General features: G+C 70.5%; 8 protein-coding genes. All 8 read right to left on the reverse strand.

The genetic code is table 11. From position 1 onward, the window contains the following. Positions 1–113: 113 nt before the first annotated feature. From AB0F41_RS03885 to AB0F41_RS03920, 8 genes are read right to left on the reverse strand one after another with little or no spacing between them, the layout of a single operon-like run. Positions 114–8981 carry an amino acid adenylation domain-containing protein gene (locus AB0F41_RS03885; protein WP_357421178.1) on the reverse strand — a complete coding sequence of 2956 codons (8868 nt, stop codon included), beginning with the start codon at positions 8979–8981 and terminating at the stop codon, positions 114–116. Continuing rightward, complete coding sequence (locus tag AB0F41_RS03890; RefSeq protein ID WP_357421179.1) at positions 8978–14179, reverse strand: amino acid adenylation domain-containing protein; 5202 nt, start codon at positions 14177–14179, stop codon at positions 8978–8980. Before AB0F41_RS03890 ends, AB0F41_RS03885 begins: the two co-directional genes overlap by 4 nt. Next, positions 14166–15008: a 3-hydroxyacyl-CoA dehydrogenase NAD-binding domain-containing protein gene (locus tag AB0F41_RS03895; RefSeq protein WP_357421180.1), complete on the reverse strand. Its 843-nt coding sequence runs from the start codon at positions 15006–15008 to the stop codon at positions 14166–14168. Before AB0F41_RS03895 ends, AB0F41_RS03890 begins: the two co-directional genes overlap by 14 nt. After that, positions 15005–19369 carry a condensation domain-containing protein gene (locus tag AB0F41_RS03900; RefSeq protein WP_357421181.1) on the reverse strand — a complete coding sequence of 1455 codons (4365 nt, stop codon included), beginning with the start codon at positions 19367–19369 and terminating at the stop codon, positions 15005–15007. Before AB0F41_RS03900 ends, AB0F41_RS03895 begins: the two co-directional genes overlap by 4 nt. Beyond that, complete coding sequence (locus AB0F41_RS03905) at positions 19366–22194, reverse strand: amino acid adenylation domain-containing protein (protein WP_357421182.1); 2829 nt, start codon at positions 22192–22194, stop codon at positions 19366–19368. Before AB0F41_RS03905 ends, AB0F41_RS03900 begins: the two co-directional genes overlap by 4 nt. After that, positions 22191–23177, reverse strand: a complete 987-nt coding sequence (locus tag AB0F41_RS03910) for a 3-oxoacyl-ACP synthase (protein WP_357421183.1) — start codon at positions 23175–23177, stop codon at positions 22191–22193. The genes AB0F41_RS03905 and AB0F41_RS03910 overlap by 4 nt, the downstream gene beginning before the upstream one ends. Then, positions 23174–24289 (reverse strand): acyl-CoA dehydrogenase family protein, encoded by a 1116-nt coding sequence (locus tag AB0F41_RS03915; protein ID WP_357421184.1) that lies wholly within the window; start codon positions 24287–24289, stop codon positions 23174–23176. Before AB0F41_RS03915 ends, AB0F41_RS03910 begins: the two co-directional genes overlap by 4 nt. Next, positions 24286–24753: an acyl carrier protein gene (locus AB0F41_RS03920; protein ID WP_357421185.1), complete on the reverse strand. Its 468-nt coding sequence runs from the start codon at positions 24751–24753 to the stop codon at positions 24286–24288. The genes AB0F41_RS03915 and AB0F41_RS03920 overlap by 4 nt, the downstream gene beginning before the upstream one ends. Positions 24754–24799: the final 46 nt, after the last annotated feature.

Genomic DNA, 24799 nt, shown 5'->3' on the forward strand with positions numbered 1-24799 from the left:
TGCGTTCCGGCGCGGCTATTGCGCCACCCGCATCGTGGCCGCCCGCTTTGAGATCACCCCGATTCGAATGCTGGGCGGGCGCCGCGTACCCCGGCCGGGACGTGGAGCGCCGCTCACACCCGGACCGCCGGCACGATCGGTGCGTCGATATCGCGGCACAGGGCCGACACCAGGTCGTCTATCCGGGCAGCCAGCGCCTCGATCGTCGAATGGTCGAACAGTTCGGCCGCGTAGACCAGCTCGCCGCCGATACCGGCGGGACGGCGGCCGGGGCCGTACCCGTCGTGCAACTGCAACAGCAGTTCGAACTCGGTGTGCTGCAGCGGGAGCTGCTTCCGCTGGATCGTGACCGAGCCGGACGGATGGCCCACAGCGAGTTCTCGATAGAAGGTCGAGGCGATCTGGAACAGCGGGTAATGGTGCCGCGAACGCGGCGGATTCAGCAGGGCCACCAAACGATCGAACGGGAATTCCTTGTGTTCGGTGGCGCCGATCAGGCCCTCGCGCAACTGACTCACCAGATCACGGAAGGTGGCGGCGCGTCCGGTCCGCGCCCGGACCACGACGGTGTGCACGGCGCAGCCGATCATGGCATCGAGCGATTCGTGGTCACGGCCGCTCACCGCCACGCCGACCGGAATATCCGCTCCGGCGCCGAATTCGGCGAGCGCGCAGACGAATGCGGCGTGCAGGATCAGGTAGATGCTCGCTGAGCATTCCTGCGCGGTCCGCGCGATCGCCCGATGGGTTTCGGCGTCGAAGTTCAGCGGCACGCTGCCGGCGCGGTTCTCCACGCGCCGGGTACGCGGATGGTCGGTGGGCAGTACCGGTGTCTCGGGTATTCCGGCGAGTTCGGTCAGCCAGTAGCGGGCCTGGGCGGCGGCGCGGGTGCCCGGTTCCGATTCCGAGCCCATCCGGTCGCGCAACCACAGGGTGTAGTCCGCGAACTGCACGGCGGGCGCCTGCCATTCCGGGGCGCGGCCCGCGGCACGTGCGGCATAGGCGAATCCGAACTCCTCGGCCAGACGCACCAGGGATTCGACATCGCCGGCGATATGGTGCAGGACGAACACGAAGATATGGCGGGATTCGCCCAGGCGGAACAGCCGGACGCGTATCGGCACTTCCACCCGCACGTCGAAACCGCGGCCGAGTTCCGCGGTCAGGGCCGCGTCGAGTTCTTCCGGGGCACAGTGCTCCACAACCAGTGGTAGATCACTACCGGGGTGATCGGCCCCGGAAGCGGGGAGAACGCGCTGGACCGGGCCGGCCTCGGTGTACGGGAGCACGGTGCGCAGGATCTCGTGCCGCTCGATCACATCCGCGACAGCTGCCCGCAGTGCGGACACATCCAGCGGGCCGGTGATCTCGACTGCCTGCGGGAGCAGGTACCCGGGCGCTCCGTCGGAGAGATAATTGATGGTCCACAGCCGCTGCTGGGCGGGCGTGAGCGGAATCGGTTCGGACGATGTCCGGTTCGCGGGCGCCGCCGGTTCGCGCTGCGCTGCCGGCCGCGTGTGCGGTCCACCGTTTTCCAGCCGCTCGGTCAGTTCGGCGACCGTCGACGCGTCGAAGACGTCGCGGACCGAAATCGTCGCGGCGAATGCGGTGTTGACGGCGTCGACCAGCCGGATCGCCGACAGCGAGTCGCCTCCCAGCTCGAAGAAGTCGTCGTCGGCACCCACCTCGTCCACGGCCAGCACCTCCGCCACCACCTCGGCCAGCAACCGCTGGCGCTGCGTTCCCGGGCCACCGGCCGGGGCGCGTCCTGGGTGCGGTAATGCCGCGACATCGACCTTGCCGTTCGCGGTGAGGGGCAGTTCATCGATCGGCACGATCGAGGCAGGCACCAGATAGGAGGGCAGCGTCCGGGACAGGCGGGCCCGCAACTCCGCCGGGTCGGGGCGTTCGCCGCGGGCCACCACGTGGGCGATCAGTATCTTCCCGGTTTTCCCCGGCCGGGCCGTGACCACCGCCGCGGCGATATCCGGCTGCCGCAGCAGAGCCGCCTCGACCTCGCCCGGTTCGATCCGGTAACCGTTGATCTTCTGCTGCCGGTCGGCACGCCCGAGGAAATGCAACCGGCCGTCCGGGTCCCAGGTACCGATATCGCCGGTGCGGTACATGATCGAACCGGGGTCACCGTGCGGATCGGCGACGAAACGCGCGGCGGTGAGGCCCGGTTCACGCAGATATCCCGCGGCGACCCCGGCGCCGGACAGATAGATCTCCCCACCGACCCCGGGTGACACCGGCCGCAGCGCGGTATCCAGCACAGCGACTCCGGTGTTGTCGACCGGGACCCCGATCGGGACCGGACGGTTCTCCGGGATTCCGGGCGGAATCCGGTGGGCGAGCGCGAACGCGGTCGCCTCGACCGGCCCGTACAGGTTGGTCACCGCGAGTTCCGGGGCCACGGCTCGCAGCCGGGCCACCGCCGCGGGCGCCAGCACATCGCCGATCGCCGCGATATCCTCGGTGCGAGCCAGCTCGGCGGGCACGGTTTCGGCAAGTACCTGGAACAGGCCCGCGGAAAGCAGCAGCGACGTGATGTCGGCGGCGCCGAGTACCCGGCGGTAGTCCGCGGTATCGAGCGGTCCGGGTGGCGCGATGGCCACACTGCGTCCGGTCAGCAGCGGCAGCCACAGCTCGTACACGACCATGTCCCAGGTGTACGGCGAATGCAGGAGGAAGCGGGCGTGCGCGCCGCCCCGGCCGATCTCGTCCAGCGCACGTGCCACGATGTTGCGGTGGGTGATCCGCACCCCTTTGGGGGTTCCGGTCGAGCCCGAGGTGAACATCAGCCAGGCGGTCGCCGCGGCGGGCACGGGCGGGCCGGGATTCGTCGGCGGTAGCTCCGCGGCGGCCGCGGCGAAAGCCGGGTCGCGCAGCACGGTTTCGGCCCCGGTGTGCCGCAGGAGCCAGTCGACACGTTCAGGTGGGTATCCGTCGTGGATGGGCAGGCAGACCGCGCCCAGTTTCAGCACCGCGAGAAAGGTGACCACCAGTTCCGGTGACCGTGGCAGGGCGATCCCGACCGGGGTACCCACACCGATCCCCTGTCGCGCCAGCAGGTGGGCGACCTGGTTGGCGCGCGCGTCGAGCTCGCCGTAGGTGATCTCGGTTCCGGACCACCAGAGGGCGACCCGATCGGTGTGCTCGGCGGCGACCTTCTCGAACACGTCGGGCACCGAGAGGCCGGGGGTGTTCCGGGCCGGCCCCCGGCTCCGGCCGAGCACATCCGCGGCCTGCAACCGCAACTGTCCCACCGGTCTCGCGGGCTGTGCCGCCACCGCACTACACAACCGTGACAGCACCGACCAGATATCGGCCGCGGTCCCGAACCAGGCCAGAAGCTGGGGTCGCACCGCCAGCCGGAAGGTCAGGACCGGCTGCGGAAACACCGTCACCGCCAGCGGATAGTGCGTGCGATCGCGATGTTCGGCCGCCGATACCGAGAACTCCGCCGCCGGATCCGTGAAGGTCGCGGTGTCGATCGGATAGTTCTCGAAGATCAGTGCGGTGTCGAACAGCTCACCGGACCCGGGGACGGTGCCGAGGATTTCGTTCAGACCGAGATGATCGTGTTCGAGCAGGTGGGTCCGCTGGGACTGGATGTGGGCGGCCAGTTCGAGTGTGGAGTGCGCCTGATCGATCCGGACCCGCAGCGGGACGGTGTTCATCAGCATTCCGATCACCTGCTCGGTATCGAATCCGGCGTCGCGGCCGGACACCGTGACACCGAATATCACCTCGCGGCTACCGGTGAGGTATTCGAGTACCAGCGTCCACACCGCCTGCACCAGCGAATTCAGCGTCAGGCCGTGGGCCGCCGCGGATTCGGTGAGCGCGGCGGACACCGCGGAATCCAGGGCGAACGTATGGAGCTCGGCGGGGTCGGCCGGGTCGCCGCCGGTACGGCCGACCCGGGTCGGTTCGGCGTCGCGCAGCAGTTCCGCCCACGCCCGGCGGGCGGCCGCCCGGTCCGAGTTCGCGGCGCGGGCGAGCACAGCACGGTAGGAGGGCGCCGGACCGAGCGGCACACGGTGATAGACCTGGAACAGTTCGCGAAGGAACACCTGGGTGGACCAGCCGTCGAGCAGCGCGTGGTGGAAGCTGAACACCAGCTGGTAGCTACCGGGCTCCGCGGGTACCAGCGTCACCCGGAACACCGGCGCGATGCCGGTGTCCAGCGCGCGCAGATCCTCCCGGGCCACCTGCTCCACCGTTTCCGCGACGGGCGTGTCACCGGTCTCGACCACTCGCACGGGCACCGGCGGATCCGCCGGTATCACGAGGATCGGCCGGTCTACTCCGCGTACGGCGAACGCGCCGGCGAGCTGCGGGTGCCGGCGCAGGACGGTCGCGGCCGCGTGCCGCAACCGGTCCGGATCGACCTCCCCGTGCAGGGTGAGCACGACCTGCACCGCGTACGGATCGGATTCGGCCTCGTACAGCGTGTGGAACAGCATGCCCGCCTGCATCGAGGTGGCGGGCAGCAGATCGCCGAGCGCGCCGTGCTCGCGGCCGAGCTGTTCGAGTGTGGCCTCGTCGACGTGTACCAGCGGAAAGTCCGACGGTTCGTATCGGCCGTGGACGGGTTGGCTGTGGTGTGTGGCGAATGCGGTCAGCGCGACGGTCCAGAGCCGGGCGAGTTCGTCGACGGCGTCCCGGTCGAAGAGCTCGTCCGGCCAGGCCCACTGCGTGACGAGAGCACCCGACGGGTCGATATGGGCCTGGACGTCCAGCTCGTGCAGAACCGCCGCTTCCGGGCCGCGGGCGCTACCGAATCCTTCGAGTTCCGCCGTGCCCGGCACATCGAACCGGCCGAGATAGTTGAATCCGATCGGGGCCCGGGCGTCGATCCGGCCGGTGCGATACAGCAGCCCGTAACCGATGCCGCTGTTCGGTACCTCGCGCAACCGTTCCCGCACCAGCTGTACGGCGTCGGCGAGTGCCTCGCCGCCGGCCACCATCTCTTCCCAGTCCGCGACCGCGACGTCCATCGGCACGGGGTACACCACCGTGAACCAGCCCACCGTGCGGGACGTGTCCAGCTCCGGGACGCAGTCGCGACCGTGGCCCTCGATATCGATCAGGACCGGTTCCGTACCGCGCCAGCGCATGATCGCCACCGACAGCGCCGTGAGCAGGATTTCGGTGACACCGGCCCGGAACCGTTCCGGTACCGCGGTGAGCAGGGCCTGCGTGGACTGCGGTTCGAGCCGGCTCGTGACCGCCACGGCATCGGCCATCCGGTCGAGCATCGGATCGAGCGGGCGCCGGCCGATCGTGGCGGTGGCGGTGGCGGTGGACCGGAGCCACCAGCGCACCTCGTCTTCCGGGAGTTCTTGCTGTGCCAGGGTATTCGACCACGTACGCAGGGATGCGGGCACCGGGTGCAGCGGGTCGCCGGCGAGTGCCCGCGCGAAATCCGGTAGCAGGATCTGCCAGGAGACATGGTCCACGACCAGGTGGTGGATCACCAGCAGCAGCATGGCGGCATCGGGTTCGTCGATGACCACGAGCTGCACCATGACGCCGTCACGCGGCAACAGCCGGCGGTGCGCCGCGAGCCGCTCGATCTCCCGTTGCGCGGCACCACCTCCGGAACCGATCCGGCGGAACACGTTCTCGGCGCGCACCGCACCGGGTTCGGGGATCTCGACCTGCCACCGGTCCTGCGGCGTCCACTCGGCGCGCATCCGCAGCGCGTCGTGGTGGTCGAGGAGGGTCTGCAGGGCGCCGAGGAGCTGCGGTTCGGTCACCGACGCGGGTAGCCGGGCCATGGCGTACTGCGCGAAATCGTCGGTGACCACGCCGGCGCGACCGAATCGGTCCATGATCGGGGTGGCCGCTGTCGCGCCGTAGGCCGCACCGGGGTCCCCCGGCGCGACGGTATCCGAGACCGGGCTCGCGGTCGCGGCCACAGCGCGGACGGACTGATGTTCGAAGATATCTTTGGCGCTGATCGACAGTCCGGCGATGCGCGCGAGGTTCACCAGCCGGATCGCCAGGATACTGTCGCCGCCGATGGCGAAGAACCGGTCGTCGAGACCGAAGTCGGTGCGGCCGAGCACCTCGGCGAACAACCGGTGCACGGTGGTCTCGTGGTCGCTGCCGGCCCGGTCGAGTTCGCCCGACGGACCGGCGGGTGCGATCGCGAGCAGCTGCCGTTCGTCCAGTTTGCCGTTCCCGGTCAGCGGGAGCTCCGGAACTGCGATGATCACCGACGGCACCGCGTGCGCCGGGAGGCTCGCCGCGATCCGGTCCCGGATCACCGCGGGGTCCAGCTCCGACACCACATACGCGGCCAGCCGGGTCCGGTCGTCGACCAGCACGGCCGCGGCGGTGACCTCCGGCAGCGCGCACAATGCCGCTTCCACCTCACCGCGTTCGATCCGGTATCCGCGAATCTTCACCTGCCGATCGGCCCGCCCCAGATATTCGAGCACCCCGTCGACCCGGCGGGCGAGATCACCGCTGCGATACATGACCGCTCCGGCCGGGCCGGCGGGATCGGCGACGAACCGGGCCGCGGTGAGCGCGCGCCGATTCAGATACCCGAGGGCGACCCCGGGCCCGCCGACATACATCTCCCCCGGTATCCCCGGCGGCACCGGGCGCAGCGCGGCATCCAGCAGGTAGACCCGGAGATCGGGGAGAGCCCCGCCGATCAGGTTCCGTTGCGGTCGCGGGTCCATCAGATATCCGGTGGTGAATACCGTGGTCTCGGTGGCACCGTACATATCGACGACCGCGCTGCCGGGATGTCTTGTGTACCAGTCCTGTACACGGTGCGGTTCGATCGCCTCGCCGCCGAGGATCACCCAGCGCACCGCGAGATCGGTAGCGGCGGGGTCGGTGCCGGCCTCCGCCAGCGTGCCGAAGGCCGTGGGTGTCTGGTTCAGCACGGTGACCTGTTCGACGGCCAGCAGCTCCCGGAAATCCGCGGGTGAACGGGCGGTATCGGGATCGACCACGACGAGCCGCCCGCCGTAGAGCAACGCGCCCCAGATCTCCCATACCGAGAAGTCGAACGCGACGGAGTGGAACAGTGTCCACACATCGTCGGGACCGAATCCGAACCACTCGCCGGTCGTGGTGAACAAGCGGACGACGTTCGCGTGGGTGACGACGACGCCCTTGGGTTTCCCCGTGGAACCCGACGTGTAGATGACATACGCCGTGTCCCCGGGTCGCGCTGCCCGGTCCGGTACGGGTGGGAGATCGACCGCCGGTGCGCCGTCGACGACCAGTTCCGGGATCTCGATGCCCGGCAGCGCGGCCGGCTCGGAGACCAGGACCAGGGCGGGTGCGCAATCGTCGAGGATCGACCGCACGCGGTCTGCCGGGTCGGACGGGGCGACCGGAACATAGGCCGCCCCGGTCTTCAGGACCGCCAGGACGGCGATCACCAGATTCATCGACCGTGGGAGTGCGAGCGCCACGTATTCGCCGGGCCCGGCGCCGGCGGCGGCGATCCGCCGGGCCAGCAGTTCGGAGCGTCGGTCGAGCTCCCGGTAGGTCAGCGATTCGGTGCCGAAGGTGAGCGCCGGATCGTCGGCGAACGAACGAACGCTGTGGGCGAACCAGGAGACGAGAGTGGACGGTACCGCGGCGGATCCGGTGCGCCCGGACGGCGGCATGGTTCGGGCGGGGACGACGGCCTCCGGGCTCTGTGGAAGCGCCCGGGCCGGCTCGGTGGCCGCGGCGGCCGTGTCGAAACGCAGTCTGCCCAGGGTCAGGTCGTCGGGTGCGTAGGCCAATGCGCGCAGTGCGGAGGACAGCCGGTCGTGCTGGGCGGCCAGGTCGCCGGAGCCGAAACGTGCCGTGGTGCTGTCGAGGGCGATGCGCAGTCGCGGTTCACCCTCGTACACGCTGAGGGTGAAATCGTCGGTGCGCCCGGCGGACATATCGTGCAGGGTCGCCGGATGGGGACCGAACTGCACGCTCCGCTGCCGGGGCAGAATGTTCACCACCGGGCCCACCAGGCGTCGCTCCCCGCCGGCCGCGGCCACATCCGCGTGCATATCGGCGAGCCGGTAGCGCTGGTGGCGCAGGGCGATCAGCGAGTCGGCCCGGACCGTTCGCGCCAGCTCGGCCACCCCGCCGGCGGGGTCGAGCGCGAGCCGCAGCGGCACGACATTGGCGGTCATCCCCAGGGCGTTGCGGGACCGTTTCGCCGGGACGGTGAGCCCGAGACCCACTGTGCGTGCGCCGGTGTCCGCGTGCAGCAGGGCGGCGGCAGCTGTGAGTACCAGAGCGGGCCAGCCGGCCGCCCATCGGTCACCCTGTGCCCGCAACGCCTGCCAGTCGCCTGCGGCGAGGTCGCCGGTGAAGCGCGGATGGCCGGCCGGGCCCGTACCGGCGGGCCCTTCGGCGAACATCGGTGCGTCGGGCATATCCCGGAGCCGGGCCGACCAGAAATCCCGGTCCGTCCGGAACCGTTCCGAGGCGCGATAGCGCCCATCTTCCTCGACCAGGGCCCGCACGGTGTCGAACACTCCGGTGCCGGGTGCGTTCCCCGCGGACCACGCGGTGTAGACCGCTGCCACTCGCCGCAGCAGTGCCATGAAGGCGGCACCGTCCAGCACGATGTGGTGCGCTTTCACGAACCACAGGTAACCGGCCGCGCCCACGTCGATCAGTTGATGTTCGAACAGCGGAGCGATACCCAGATCGAACGGGCGGTCCAGTTCGGCGTACAGGGCCTGCTCGGCCGCCGCCACCGATTCGAACTGCCGGTGCGCCAGGGGCCAATCGGGTAGCTCCGCCACGATCTGGGTATCGTCGGCGATCCGCACCCGCAGGGTCTCGGAACCGGCGACGACCGCCCGGAGTGCGCGTTCGAACAGCCCGGGATCGATCCGTCCGTGAATGTGGACGTACCCACCGACGATCAGGCGTGCGGCGGTGGCGTCGAGTTCGTGCGCCAGCCAGATCTCCTGCTGGGCGGCGGTCAGCGGCCAGGCGGTCACTGCGGGTCCCTCCGGTTCTCGTTCGATTCGGTGTTATCCGCGGACCGGGCGCCGGGCGTGAGCGCCCATTCCCCCACCACGGTCTCCGGCTGCGTGCCGACGGCGGCCAGTGCGGCGCCGAACCGGGTGAGCAGCGAGCGCACCGCCGCGGGGGCGAACCCGCCCGGCCAGTGGCTCGCGACGACGCGGATACGGTTGGCCACCCCCACCCGCGGTACGGGCCCCACACCGGGCCAGATCGTGAGCGCGAGCGGAAAGTGGGTGGCTTCATACGATTCGAACCCGGTCACCGACAGGCCGTCCAGGCTCGCGGCGGTGGCGAGGCCGGGGTCGAACGGGTACGACTCGAACACCAGCAGGGTGTCGAACAGTTCCTGCCGCGCGCCGGTGGCACACGCCTGGATTTCGGCGAGACTCAGATGGTGGTGACGGGCGAGCTCGGACTGTTCGGTGTGCAGCCGGGTGAGCAGCGTCGCCACCGGTTCGACGGGGTCGAGGCGTACCCGCACCGCGACGGTGTTGATGAACAGGCCGACGATGGACTCGATTCCCGGCAGGTCGGGTGGCCGGCCGGATACGGTGGCGCCGAAGACGATATCGCCGGCGCCGGTGTACTCACCGAGGACGAGCGCCCAGGCCGCTTGCATCACGGTGTTCACGGTGACCCCGGATTCGGCCGCGGTTTCCGCGATCCGGCGGCTGACCTCCTCGGAAAGCAGCAGCTCTTCCTCCAACGGCTGGGTGCCGGGTGGCGCGGGGGCGGCCGGCGCCGCGATCTGTGTGGGGGTCGCCTCCGACAGGGCACTGCGCCAGGCCTGTTCCGCGGCGGTCCGGTCCCACCGGGTCAGCCAGCGCAGGTAGTCGCGGTAGGAAGGGCGCGGGCCGGTGTGTTCGCGGCCGGGATCGGCATAGTGGGTCAGCAGATCCCGCATCAGCAGCGGAACCGACCAGCCGTCGAAGACGATATGGTGGCTGGTCACCACCAGTTTCGCCCGTTCCGGTCCGTAACGCACCAGGGTGAAACGGATCAGCGGCGGGCGGGTGAGATCGAACCGGGCACCGCGCTCGGCCGCCAGCAGGGCGCCGATATCGCTGTCGGTTTCCACGCCGATCTCGGACCACGGCAGCGATACCGCCGCCGGGACCACCGCTACCGGGATCCCGGAGTCGGCGGCGTGGAATGCGGTCCGCAGACTCGGGTGCGCGGCGAGCACGGCGCGGGCGGCGGCACGCAGCCTTCCCGCATCCACAGCGCCCGCGAGTGTGACAACCAGTTGGAACACGTAGGGATCCACCGACCGGCCGGAGTGCACGGCGTGGTAGAACAGGCCGCCCTGCATCGGCCCCACGGGCCAGATATCGACGAGCCCGGGATACCGTCGCTCCCACCGATCGATATCGGGCTGCCCGACCTGAACCAGCGGGAAATCCGAGGGGGTATATCCGCCGCGCGCCGTCTCGGCATGGTCGGCCAGCAGCCCCAGCATGGTTTCGTACTGCGCGACGAACGCGTCCCCCGCGGCCCGGTCGAGCAGGGTCTCCGGATATCCGATGGTGACATGCAGGCGGCCGGAGACCACGATGATATCCAGTTCCAGGGCACCCGCGGCCGGCATATCGGGGTCCGGGGTACGCGGCAGCGCGGCCGCGTCGGCGGCCGGAATCCAGCCGAGACCGGCCAGTTCATCGGGGATCGCGGTGGCAGCGACGCTGCCCAGGTAGTTGAAGACGATCTGGCCCGGTTCCGCCCGGGGCAGGGCCGGCGCGGTGTCCGGGTTCAGATACCGCAGCAGCCCGTAACCGATCCCGTGGCCGGGAACGGACCGTATCTGCTCTTTGACCGCTTTGACGGCCTGCCCGAGGCTCGCACCACCGGCCGCCGCCTCGGCGATATCGATTCCGGCGAGCCGGAACCGTACCGGGTACAGCGCAGTGAACCAGCCGACGGTGCGGGAGATATCGGCGCCCGGCGCGATATCCGGGGCGCGTCCGTGGCCTTCCAGGCGCACCAGGACCTCCTCACGCGGCCGCCACGTCGCGACCGCGAGCACCAGCGCGGTCAGCAAGATCTCGTTGGCGCCCGTGTGGTACCGCTCGGCGACGGTGGACAACACGGCGGCGGTCCGCTTTTCGTCGAACTCGAAGGTGGTGTAGCGCACGGCGGCGGCGAGATCGCGGGCCGGGTCGAACGGCCGGCCGGCCAGCGGCGGATCCTCCCCGCCGGTGACCTCCTGCCAGTGCTCCAGTTCCGCGATCCGTGCGGGCTGCCGGGACTCCGCGGCCAGCGCATGCGTCCAGCGGCGCATGGAGGTCGCCACGGGCGGCAGCACCGGGATCCGGCCCGCCGCGACCTGCGTCCAGGCGGCGATGAGGTCGGGCACCAGAATCCGCCAGGAGACACCGTCCACGGCGATATGGTGTGCGACCACTATCAGCCGGCCCGCCGGCTCATCCCGGCTCGTTCCGGGGTCGAGCCAGACGAACCGCAGCACCGCACCCGCGGCCGGGTCGAGTCGGCTCAGCGCGCTGTCGAAGGCCTCGGCCGCCAGTGCGGTGCGCGCCTCCGCGTCCAGTCCGGGAGCAAGGGGCACCCGGTCCACCAGGTCCTCGATACGCACCGCCGCGGTCGCATCGGCGAACAGCCGCCATTGCCCACCGGCATCCCGGTACAGGCGGGAGCGGAGCATATCGTGGCGCTCCAGCACCACCGACAGCGTCGCGGCCAGCTGACCGGCGGTGATGCCCACCGGCAATTCCAGTTCCAGCGCCTGTACGAAGCGTCGCCAGCCGCCGCCACGGTGCACGAGATAGGCCGCCGCCGGCGGGAGCGGCATCTCGCCGATACCCGCCCCGGGCAGCTCCGCGAGCACGGGCGCGGTCGCGGTGCCCGCCGCGGCGGCCAGGGCGGCGGGGGTGCGATGCTCGAAAACCTGCTGGGCGGTGATCGCGATGCCGTGGGCTTTGGCGCGCGCCACCAGCAGGATCGACATGATGCTGTCACCACCGAGAGCGAAGAACGAATCGTCGGCGCCGATTCGTTCCCGGCCCAGCACCTCCGCGTAGACACCGGCCAGGGTTTCCGCCACCGGGTCTTCCGGCGCCCGATAGGCCGCTTCCGGTACGACGGGTTCGGGTAGTGCACCGCGATCGATCTTCCCCGCCGTCGTCGACGGCAAGGAGTCGAGCACGGTGAGTGTGTGCGGGTGCAGCGAGCCGGGAAGGCGATCGGCCAATCCGGCCAGGACAGCCGCGGGGTCGATCCGGTATCCGGGCGCCGCGACCAGGTAACCGTGCAGCCGGTCGGTATCCGCGATCACCACCGCCGCCGCCACTGTCTCGTCGGCGAGCAGCGCCGCCTCGATTTCGGCAGGCTCGATCCGCAGGCCGTGGATCTCGAGCTGAAAATCGTTGCGGCCCAGATATTCCAGTTGACTGTCGCGGCGGCGCACGAGATCGCCGGTGCGGTACATACGCCCCGCACCGGGGTTGTACGGGTCGGCGACGAACCTGGCGGCGGTCTCCGCCGGACGGTTCAGATAGCCGCGGGCGAGCTGGACTCCGGTCAGATACAGCTCCCCGGCGACGCCGTCCGGAACCGGCCGCAGGACGGCGTCGAGTATCCGGCAGCCCACCCGGTGGACCGGCGTGCCGATCGGGACCGGGCCTGGATCACCGGGGACCACCCGGTGTTCGGTGACAGCGATACATGCCTCGGTGGGGCCGTACAAATTGACCACCTCGGCCGGTCCGCCCGCGCACCGCTGGGCCAGGTCCCGCGGAAATGCCTCACCGGCCACCAGTATCCGGCGCACAGTGGGCGGCAGCTGTTCGGTCTCCCGGAAGAGGCGGAGCATGGTGGGCACGAAATGCACCGTGGTCACCGAGAACCGGCGGATCAGCTCGGCGAGAGCCCCGGGGGCGAGTGGCCCGTCCGATGACGGAATTGCCAGCTGGGCACCGCACTGCAACGGCCACAACACTTCCCAGAGTGATACATCGAAGGTGACGGGCGTCTTCTGTAGCACCGTATCGCCGGTGTCCAAGCCGAATCGGTGCTGCATCCAAGCGAGCTGGTTGCGCAGTGCGGCGTGCCCGACACCGACACCTTTGGGGTGACCGGACGAACCGGAGGTGAACATGACGTACGCGAGATTGTCGCCACGGACAGCGATCCCCGGGTCGGTCGCCGGTTCGCCGGCGGACACCCGATCCAGTACGCCGATATGCCCGATTTCCAGCACCCGGACCGGGGGCTCACCGGGCCGGGCGAGCTGCGGCAGCACCAGGGGTCGCGCGGTATCGAGTATCCGGTCGCGGCGGTGCGCGGGCAGATCCGGGTCCAGTTGGAGGAAGGCCGCACCGGCCTTCAGAATCGCGTAGACGGCCACGACGGCATCCACCGATCGGGGGACGGCCAGCGCTATCACGGTCTCCGGCCCGGCACCGGCCCGGACCAGCCGGTGTGCCCACCGGTTGGCCCGGGCCTCGAGTTCGGCGTACGACACCGCCCCGTCGGTGCTGCGCACAGCGACGGCCTCGGGTGTACGCCGCACTGTTTCCCGGAAGTCGTCGAGCAGTGTGGCCGGCGCGGCGGGATCGTCGTTGCCCGAATCGGGTGCGGGTGCATTCCGGTCCGGTAGGACCGCGGGCGCGCCGACACCGCCCACAGCGCGCGCCGGGTCGGCTACGAGCTGTTCGAACAAACGCACGCACTCCTCGCCGGGACCGGGAACCGCGATGCGCCATTGCCCGCCCGAATGTTCGGCTGCCAGTGCCCACCGCCGGTCGGATCGGTCCGGCCAAGGATCGTCGGCATCCTGGAAGCGATGCCGGCGCGCCCGGCGCAAGGCGACCCCGGCGTCACGCACCAGTGCCGCGAAACTCGTGTACGGGTTCACCCGCAACCGGATGGGCGTGAGCACGAATTCCGCGCGGTGCGCGACCATCAGTTCCGCGGCGCCGCCCAAGCGCTGTCCGTGGACCGCCAGTCCGGCGAGCACGACCGCGTCGGTGCCGCCGCCCGACCGCGCCAGCCGGGCGAAGGCGACCGAGTCCGGGAGCGCGAGCACGGCCTCCCCCGGCGGGGCGACCGCGGGTTCCTCCGGCCGGGGGGCGTCGTGCAACAGGCCGGCCCAATACGCACGATCCGCGGATTCGTCCCGCATCCGCGGCTCGGCGGTCCGGTCAGCGATAGTCATGGAAACCCTGCCCTGTCTTGCGCCCGTACTGCCCCGCCGCGACCAGCGCGGTCAGCACGGGCGGCGCGGTGTAGCGGTCGTCGTTCAGTTCGGTACGGAGCACGGTCAGCGTGTCGGCGACGTTGTCGAGCCCGATGAGGTCGGCGGTGCGCAACGGCCCGGTGGCGTGCCCGAGACAGCCCTCGAAAAGCGTGTCCACGGTGGCCGCGCTCACGCCGTCCGCGACCGCGGCCGCGGCTTCCACGATCGACAGCATCAGCACCCGGTTGATGACGAATCCCGGCCGGTCCGGCACCACGATCCCGTCCTTACCCATCTCCCCGACCACTGCCAGCGCCAGGTCGAGAGCGGCGGCGGAAGTCTGCGCGCCGCGCACGACCTCCACCGTGCCGGTGAGCGGCGCCGGGTTCATGATGTGCAGGCCGAGAACCCGTTCGGGGTGCGCGGTGGCGGCGGCGAGCCGCCCGATGGGAATCGCGGACGTGCAGGACGCCAGCGCCGTGGCGGCCCCGCAGACTCGGTCGAGGTCACGGAATACGGAGGTTTTGAGCCCGGGTTCCTCGGTCACGCACTCGATGACGAACTCCGCGTCGTGCAATGCCGCGATATCGGTCGTCCACTCGACGGATTCCGGCGCACGGGTGAGCGCCGCGCGGTCGCCCCTGCCGAGCAGCAGGGCGAGCCGTACCGCCTGCCGCAGGGCGGTATCCGCGCGCGCCAGGGCCGCGTCGTCGGTGTCGACCACCACGGCATGGTGGCCCGCCACCGCCAGACATTGCGCGATACCGATTCCCATGGTGCCCGCGCCGACCACACCGATGGATCTCATCGCGCCATCACCTCGAATACCGACGCGGACGGTTCGGCGGACCATGCTTCGAGCAACCGGACCAGATCGGCCGCCATCTCCGCCACCGTGTCCCGGTCGAACAGCTCCGGCGCGTACCCCAGGGTGAACTCCGGCTCTTCGCCGGCCCCGGACGGGGCCAGCGCGAGTTCGGTCGTGGTACCGGCGCCGGGGAGCGCCCCGTACCACGCCGAGGGCGGGAATCCGGTTTCCGCACCGGGTTCCGCCGCCCAGACGGCCCGCGCCCGGGCGACCAGCACGGCGCAGCCGGGTTCGTCGGAGATATCGATCAGCGCGGGTTCCGGCCGGGCTCGTCCGGGGCGTACCACACCCACCAGCACCTCGTCCCGGCCGGAGTACCACGCGAGCAGACTCACCCAGGCGGCGAGGAGAGTGGCGGGATCCGTGGTGTCCGGTAGCGGCCCGGTCACCCGGTCCACTCCGTATCCGCCCGGTCGCCGTGGACGGTCGCCGGGAATACCGGTGCCGCGGCCTGCGGCCACCGCGCGGTCGTCTTCCGTCGCCACAGTGGTGGTGGTTCCGGGATCCGCGAGGCAAATACGTTCGCCGGGAGATGCCTTTTCCCGCAGCAGTTCACCCACGGTCGGCGCGGCGGCCGCCACCATCCGGGTCAGTACGGACAGATAGGTCGTGACCAGCCCCTCCACTGTCTGCCGGGTGAACAGTTCGGTACTGAACTCCACGCAGGCGCCGATATCGTGTGCCGGTCCCCGGGTGTTGGCGTAGGTGACCAGGGTGAGATCGAATTTCGCGGTGCCCGCGGGGAGCCCGCCGAACGCGTTGGCCGGGCTGTGGTCGGTGTCGAAACCGGATCCGACGGTATCCGCGAGCGGGGTGATCTCCGGGATCTCCTGGTGCACGTACATGACGTCGAATACCGGGGTACGGCTCAATTCCCGGTGTTCGCCGAGCGCATTCACCACCCGTTCGAACGGGATTTCCTGATTCTCCAGCGCACCCAGTACCACGGCCCGTACCTGCGTCAGCAAATCCGGCAGCGGCAGGTCGTCGGACAGCTGGGCGCGCAGCGCGACTGTGCTGTTGAAGAAGCCGAGCATGCCGTCGAGTTCTCGGCGATTCCGCCCGGAAGTCGGGGTGCCGACGACGATATCGCGCTGCCCGGAGTACCGGGCCAGGGTCAGATACAGCCCGGCCAGCAGCGCCACGAACAGCGATACCGATTCCCGGCGGGCGAGTGCCCGCAGCTCGGTCAGCAGCGGGGCGGGCAGGGTGAACGGCAGCAGGTCGCCGGTGAAACCCTTGCGCGGGGGGCGCGGGAAATCGGTGGGCAGCTCCAGCCGTGGCGCACCGGTCAGTGTCCGGGTCCAGTAGTCGAGTTCGTGATCGAGGGCCGAACTCGCCAGCAGGCGCCGCTGCCACCGGGCGTAATCGCGGTAGCGGAATGGCAGCGGGGCCAGGCGATGCGGGCGGCCTTCGCTGCGGGCCGCGTACAGTTCCGGCAGTTCCCGGGCCAGGATCACCGGGGTGGCGCCGTCGGTCACCATGTGATGGCAGGTGATCTGCAGGACATGGTCGGCCGGCCCGAGAGTGATCAGCGTGACGCGCAGCAGCGGGTCGGTGGCCAGATCGAACGGAGCCCCCGCCGCGGTCCGGACCAGTTCCCGGGCCGCGGCCACCGGATCCGGCGCCGCCGACACGTCGGCCGCGCGGAAGAAATCACCGAGATCGGGGCGGATACGCAGCTCGGGCAGACCGTCGGGCGCTTCGATGTTGTAGCGCAGCGATTCGTGCCGTTCGGCGAGATCGGCGAACACACCGCGCAGCGTTTCGACATCTATCGGGCCGCGCAGGCGGTTCACGTACGGGTAGTTGTAGAGGGTCGTTCCCGGGTCGAACTGATGGTGGAACCACATCCGCTCCTGCCCGAACGAGAGCACCGGCTCCTCGTGCGCGACCAGTTCGGGAACGTCCGGTCGCGGCGCGGACCGCGGCCCGGCGGCGAGCAGTTCCGCGAGATCGGCCACTTTCGGGTGCTCGTAGACATCCAGCAGTTTGGGCCGGAAGCCGTACGCCTCCTCGACCCGGTCCACCAGTTGCACCGCGATGAGCGAATTTCCACCCAGCTCGAAATAGTCCGCGTCGGAATCGATATCGGTTTCGGTGTACAGCAGTTCGCGCAGCGTCGCACGCAGCCAGCTTTGCGGATCCGACACCGCCGGGGCCGCGGACGGGACAGGGGACGACGTGGGCTGGGGGGCTCCGGGGAGGTCGATCCAGCAGCGGGTCCGCCGGAGCGGGTGGCCGGGCAGCCGGAGCCGGCGACCGCCACCGGGCGACAGTGCTGCCCAATCGATGTCGACGCCCCGCTCGTACAGGGCGGCCAGCAGGTGTAGCGGCTCGGCGGCGCACACGATATCGATATCGTCGGCGCCGGACCGTTCCCGCAGCGCAGTGGTGAGCCGTCCGCCCACCCCCGGTTCGCAGAACACCACGGGACCGGCGGATCGCAGCGAGGTCGCCGCCGTGGTGAGCCGTTCCGTATCGACGGTGAACTCGGTGGCGGCCAGCTCGCCCGCGGAGACGCCCGGCGCGGCGCCGAGCAGGTGACGCGCAGCATATTTGGAGGTTCCCGCGCTGAGCACGGCCGCGATCTCGATCCCGCACCGGCGCAGCTCCTGATGCACCGCGAGCTGAGCGGCGAGCACCTCGGCGGTGGTGCCGTGGGCGGGGAGCTCGTCCGGCAAGGGGCCGGGCGCGTGGATGGCGGGCACGGTATCGGGTGCGAGCAGCAGGGCCACGCGGGGCGCGGGTTCCGGGGCCCGGACGCTCGCCGGCCGGCCTGCCCGCGCGGCGAGTTCGACCACGAGTTCACCGGTACTGCGGACCACTGCCGCGAATCGGTGCTCGTAACCGGTCCGCCCCTGGTTCAGGGTGAACGCCACATCGTCGAGGGCGTAGTCGCCGCCGCCCAGTTTCTCGGCGAGTGCGCCGCAGAGTTCGGCCAGGGCGGTGGCGCTGCGGGCCGAGACACGTACCAGCCGCGACGGCGAATCCGGTGGTGCGGAACCCCCGGCGGGCTCGGCCGGGGGTTCCGCCAGCACACAGTGCGCGTTCGCGCCGCCGAGACTGAACGAGCTGACGCCGGCCAGGCGGGGTGCCGCCCCGGCAGGCCAGGGCCTGGTCCCGGCGACCACCTCGATCTTGGACGCCGCCAGGTCGAGAGCATCGGTGGGCCGCTCGAAATGCAGGGACCGGTACAGCTGCCCGTGCGCGAGGCTGAGCACCGCCTTCACCAGACCGGCGATACCGGCCGCGTGATCGAGGTGCCCGATATTCGTTTTCACCGACCCCACCGGCAGCGGTTCGGCCCGCCCGGCACCGAAGGCCGCCGCGATACCCTCCAGCTCCACCGCGTCGCCGAGCCGCGTCCCGGAACCGTGCGCTTCCAGGTACCCCGCCGTCGCCGGCGCCGCGGCGGCCTGCCGCCACGCGCGCTCGATCACCCGCTGCTGCGCGGGAGCGCTCGGTGCGCTGATGGTCGCGGCGGTATTTCCGCTGTGCAGGGTGGCGCTGCCCGCGATCACCGCGTACACCGCCGCCCCGTCGGCACGCGCCCGGGCCAGGGTCGTCAGCAGCAGGGCCGCGCCGCCTTCACCGCCGGCGGCGCCGTCGGCCGCGGCGTCGAAGGCCCGGCAGCGGCCGCTGGGCGAGACGATCTCGGAGAAGAGCCCGGGCCCGGTGGCCCGCGCGCCGGACGCCGCAACCCTGGCGCCACCGGCCAGCGCGTAGTGCGCATCGCCGGAACGCAGCTCACGACATGCGTGATGTACCGCGATCAGCGAGGCATTGCAGCCGCTGTCGACCGCATAACTGGGGCCGCTGAGGCCGAGTAGATGAGCGATGCGGGCGGGCGTGCCGAACCCGAGATTACCGAGCATTCCCAGCGGACCGGAATCCGCGACCATCCCGTGGTAGGCGGGGGTGGGCGAACTGAACACCACCGCGGTATCGGTTTCCCGCAGTGTTGCCAGGTCGTACCCGGCGTCCTCCACGGCTCGGTGTGCGAGTTCCAGGGCCAGACGCTGCTGCGGATCCATCAGCGCCGCCTCCCGCCTGGACAGCCCGAAGAAGTCGTGGTCGAAACCGTGCACATCGGCGAGATAGCCCATCGGCAGGAAGTCCGCGGGCGCACCGAGTCCCGTGGCGGCGCTGCGGTCGGCCGGCATCGGGCCGACGCTGTCGCGGCCGGCCGCGAGGTTGGTATGGAATCGGTCCGGATCATCGGCGTCCGGGAAACGGGCGCCGATGCCGATAATGGCGATATCGTCGTCACGGTAGGTGTACACGGGTGCTCCGCTCACAGCTCGAACGCCAGCGGCGTAGGGGTTTCGTCCTCGGTTTCGCGGGCGGCGTCGAGGGCGGTGGCCTGGGCTTCGATGGTGGCCAGATCGAACAGCCGGCCCACCCGGATCGCGCCCGGCCACCGCGCGTCCAGGCTCAGGTGCAGCCGCACGATGAGATGGGAATCGCCGCCGATATCGAGGAAGCCATCGGTGCGATCGAAATCGTTGTGCCCCAGGGTGTGCTGCCAGATCTCCGCCAGCTCCCGCTCGGTCTCGGACCAGCCGTCCCGGGAAACCGGCACGGGGGCGGCGCCGGTGGCCGCCAGCGCCCGCAGCACCGCCTCATCCCGCTTGGTGCTCGCCGCCGCGATCGGGATCGCGTCGAGGAACCGGAACCGGTGCGGTACTGCCTGGGGGACGAGACCGCCCCGGCAATGGGCGATGAGGTCGCGGGCAGCGGGACGGTCCACTCCGGGGTGGGCGGCTACACAGAAGGCCGTCAGCCGGATCGCGTCGTCGGGTCCCACGGAGTCGACGACGGCCGCCTCCCGGATCGCCGGATGACTCTCGAGTACGGCCTCCACACCGGATCGCTCCACCCGCACTCCACGCACCTTGACCTGTCCGTCGGCGCGGCCGTGCAATTCGATCGCGCCGTCGCTGCCACGGACGGCGAGGTCGCCGGTCCGGTACATCCGGGACCCGGGCGCCGCTGTGTACGGGTCGGGGACGAAAACACCCGCGGTGAGCGCGGCCCGCGCCGCGTATCCGGGCACCACCTGGCGACCGCCGAGGTAGAGCTCACCGAGCGTATCCGGAGGAACCGGTCGCAGGCTCGGGTCGAGCACGTACGCGGTGGACCCGCGCAGCGGGGTACCGATCGGTACCCGACCCGCCGGTGACTCAACCACCTCATGGGCGATACAGGTGACAGTCGCCTCGGTGGGACCGTATTCGTTGACGAAACCGGTCTCCGGCAACAACTCCCGGTGGCGTGCGATCACGGTCGCCGGGACCTGCTCACCGGCGAGTGCGACCAGCCGCAGCACCGACCGCAGCCCGGCGAGCCCGGGTAGCAGCAGACGGTACATCGACGGAGTCGCGACCAGATGCGTCGGGCGCCATCGGGCGGCGAGATCGCCCAGGGCGGCCACGTTACCGAGGGTCGCGGTATCGGGCAGGACATTGGTCGCGCCGACGGTCAGGCCCCAGGCGAAACCCATCAGCCAGCCGTCCCACAGCACGCGCATCGCTGTGAATATCACCGGTTCGGGGCCCCGCCGGTAGTAGTCGCGGGCGCTGATCATGGCGGCCAGGTTGGCCCGGGACACGGTGACCGCCTTCGGAATTCCGGTGGACCCCGACGTGGTGATCACATAGGCCGGGGCGCCGTCGGGGACGGTGGCGGGGAGATCGGCTCGTACCGGCGTGGTGTCGTGGATATCCACGGTCACGAGCTGTTCCGGAAATCCCGGCGGAACCGGGCCGGCGACCACGGCCACCGTGCAATCGAGGTCGGCGGTCAGGGCGCTCAGGGTGGTGACCGCACTGTCCGGCTCCGCGACCCACCACGCGGCTCCCGCCCGCAGCACCGCGAGCATCGCTGTCACGGTTTCCAGGCTCTGCGGCAGATGAACCAGCACCACGGTGCCCGGCCGTACTCCCGCGGCCACCAACCGCTGAGCCAGGACGGTGGTGGTCTCGTCGAGTTCGCGGTAGGTCGCGCACCGATCGCCCACCACCACTGCCGTGCGGTCCGGTACCCGGTGCACCTGGCCGAACAGTGCGCCCGGCAGGTCCGCCGCGGAGATCTCGCCCACCACCCGGACATGCGGCGCCGGTGGGTCCCGGTGTTCCGGGTCGTGGGCGAGCAGCACGTGATCGCCGTCCGTGGCGGCCACCGCGAATCCGGCGAACCGCAGGGTCACCAGCATCACCCGGTTCGCCGTGGTCGGCACGAACTCCGCCGTCGGCCGCAAGCCCGCGGCCCGGGCCCGCTCGATCAGGAACCGGATGAACGGCCCACCCACCCCGCGCGACATCACCCGGCACGACATCAGGGTCAGCAGCAGCACCGAATCGGTTCCGCGGCGCCGGGTGACCGCCAACCCGATGGTCCCGTACTCGCCGAATCGATCGCGCAGGTCCGCGACCAGCACCTCGTGGTCCGGCGATCCGCACAGTTCCCGCAGTTCCGCGAGATCGAACGTGCGGCCGGTGGTGTTGAGCTGATGTGTGCGTACCGTCAGTTCGTACGCCCGGTCCAGGTCTGCCGCGGTAGCGCGGCGCACGGTCAGTTCGAGGCCGAGTGAGGCGAGGAAATCCGCGTCGGAACCGGCGTATTCGTTCTCGCCGGTGCGGCGGGCCCGTTCGGCGCGGTAGTAGTCGCGGCGACGGCGGGACTCCGCGGTGATCACCTCCGGAACGAATTCCGGCAACTCCGGCAGTTCGGCGACCTGTTCGGCCGGATAACACCGGACCTGCGGCAGCGCGGCGGCGACCTCGGCGCGTTCGACCGGATCGTTGTCGACGAACGCGACCGTGTCCAGGCCGATGCCCAGCGACTCCGCGATCGCCCGCACCGCTTCGGATTTCGGACCCCAGCCCACCTGGATCGCGGAGAACAGGTCCTCGATCCCGTGCCGGCGCAGCTGATCGGTCGCGATCGCCAGTTCGCCCCGGCTGGCGACGGCGTGCAGAATGCCGCGATCGTCGAGGGCACGCAGACTGCGCAACGCCGCCGGGGTCGGTACGGGCCGGTCGTTCTCCAGCACCACCCCGTCCCAGACCGTATCGTCGAGATCCCAGACCAGGCATTTCACGGGCTCCGCGCGAGCGGTCACACTCCCACATCCGTTCTCCGCAACACCGCGGTACTCCACGCCGCCACCGGACTGCTGTTCAGCAGCAGCGCCGGGGCACCCGGCGGCAGGGTCGCCGCGGCATCGTCCAGATTGATCAGTACGTCCACCGGGCCGAGATGCCCGTAGCGGGCCAGGTTGCCCGCACAAGCGGGGTGGATGGGCCGGCCGAGGGATTCCGCCCAGAACGCGAAGGCACCGGCGGACAGGTTCTGCATCAGGGTGGCCGCGACGTCCTCGGTGAGCAGGCCGTTGTGTGCCAGCAGTTCGGCATTGAGCGCGGCGAACCGTTTACTGCTGTCCACCGCGAGGCGGAAGCTGTACGTGGATTCGTCGGCGCATTCCTCGACCCAGCGTGCGCTGGGAACGTCCCGGTAGTCGATGCGGAACAGGTCTGCGTAGCGGCCGTCGCTGCGTACCGCGATATCGATCAGTTCGTATCGGCTGTCGGCGGCCGCGCCGGTGAGCAGGACCGCGGCCGCACCGTCGCCGAGGATGGTCATCGGACTGCGATAGCGGGCCCGGGTGGGTGTGCGGGCCGCGGTCACCACCAGCACGTTCCGGCAGCGTGGATCACCACGCAGGAGTGCGGCGGCGAGCCGCAGTGCCGCCGAGACCGAGACACAGCCGAGCTCACCGACCCCGGTGACGAACGCGCGGCCGGCGCCCAGTAGATGCTGGAGCCGGGTGGCCTCGGAGGCCAGCAGGTATTGCGGTACCCGGCCCTGCACCAGGATCATGGCGTCGAGGGCGCCGGGTTCGAGCCCGGCGCGGGCGAGCGCCCCCCGCGCGGCGGGCAGGGCGAGATCCACCTCGGTCGCACCGTCGGCGCAGCGCACCCGCTCGATCCCCAGGGAGAGCGCGTGTTCGCGTTGCCGCGGGGGCAGCTCGGCGAGCTCGGGGAGGTCGGTGACCCGCAGGTCCTGTTCGGGGAACACCGCGGTCACCGGTCCGATCCCGATCATCCGCGACCGTCCTCGGCTCGGGCCATCCGGGTGAGTACCTGCTCACCCAGATGCAATGCGGCGATATCGCGAGAACCCTCGATGATCTGCGCGACCGCGGCGTCGCGGGCGAATCGCTGCACGGGGCTGTCCGCCGCACACCCGGCGGCGCCGCAGATCTGTACCGCTTCCGCACCGACCCGGGCCGCCGTTTCCGCGGCGGCGTATTTGGCGGCGACGGTCGCCATCACCGTGTCCGGGTCGCCGGCCGCGCGGGCGCGGGCGGCACGTTCGCACAACGCCCGCGCGGCCTGTACCTCGACCCACCCGCGCCCCAGCGCGGCGCGGATCGTCGCGTGGTCTGCGAGCCGGGTGCCGCCCTGGGTGCGTTCGGCCGCATGTCGTGCGGCCTCGTGCAGGCAGGCCCCGGCCATTCCCGCGGATCCCCAGGCGACGGTGTAGCGCCCATGGTCCAGTGCGGTGCCCAGCACATGGCTGAGCCCGAAACCCGGCGGAGCGATGAGCTGGTCGCGCGGTACGCGGGCACCGTTCAGCGTGATGTGCGCGATCCGGGCACCACGCATACCGAGCTGGCCGGTCACCGGTTCCACCACCACTCCGGGTTGGTCGGTGCGGACGAGCGCGGTGAGCGGACCGTCTTCGGTTCGGCCGAGTACCAGCAGCACATCGGCGACCGCGCCGAAACTCACCCACAGTTTGCGGCCGGATACCCGCAGTTCCGTACCGTCTTCTTCGAATACCGTGGCGACGCCGGCGAGTTCGGTGCCCGCGCCGGGTTCCGTGGCGGCCAGTCCGGCGACGAGTTCTCCGGATACCAGCCGCGGCAGCCAGTACGCGCGCTGGGCGGCGGTCGCCCAGCGGTCGACGGCCGCGCTCACCATGGCCCCGACGGTGAGCAGGCTGCGCAGTGACGTGCACACGGCACCGAGTTCGGCGGCGAGTTCGCCCAGTTCGTACGCGTCGAGACCGTGCCCACCCCACTCCCGCGGGCGGTCCGGGCCGAGGAGCCCGGCCCCGGCCGCGGCGCCGATGACGTCCGCGGGCAGGCCGGTCCGATCCCATTCCGCGGCGTTCTCACGGGCCGCCGCCACCAGCCCGGCGAAACCCGTCACCGCGGCCCGACCCCGATTTTCCTGGTGACGAACCCGGCCAAGCGGCCCGCGGTACGGAAATTGTCCAGGTCCAGATCCTCGACCTCCACGGTGAGAGCGAAGGTCCGCTCCACGTAGGCGACAATTTCCAGCGCCCGAAGGGAATTCACCAATCCCAGCGCGAAGATATCGTCTTCCGGCCGCACTTCGGTCCCGGTCATAGCGCTCAGATACGTTCGCAACTGTTCTGCGAGAACGGGTTCGGGCCCGGTATCACCGGATTCGGCTGGCTGATGCACCCACTGATCCGACCACGGCCGTATGGGCGCCTCAAGCCCATGCTCATTGGGGCAGTAGTTCTTTGGTGGCCGCCTCGCGACGGGACTCCGCGTCACCTCGAAGCGTCGATCGTCCGGTCCTGCCCGGCCTCCTGCGCACCGTCGTGATGCCCGTTCCGGCTCGGCGCCGCATTCGGTTCGCGACACTCCAGGTCACTATTGACCTGGAGTGCTCTCCAGGTCGTAGCGTGTG

Origin of the sequence: Nocardia sp. NPDC024068, from assembly GCF_040638875.1 — a bacterium.
Taxonomy (GTDB): Bacteria; Actinomycetota; Actinomycetes; order Mycobacteriales; family Mycobacteriaceae; genus Nocardia.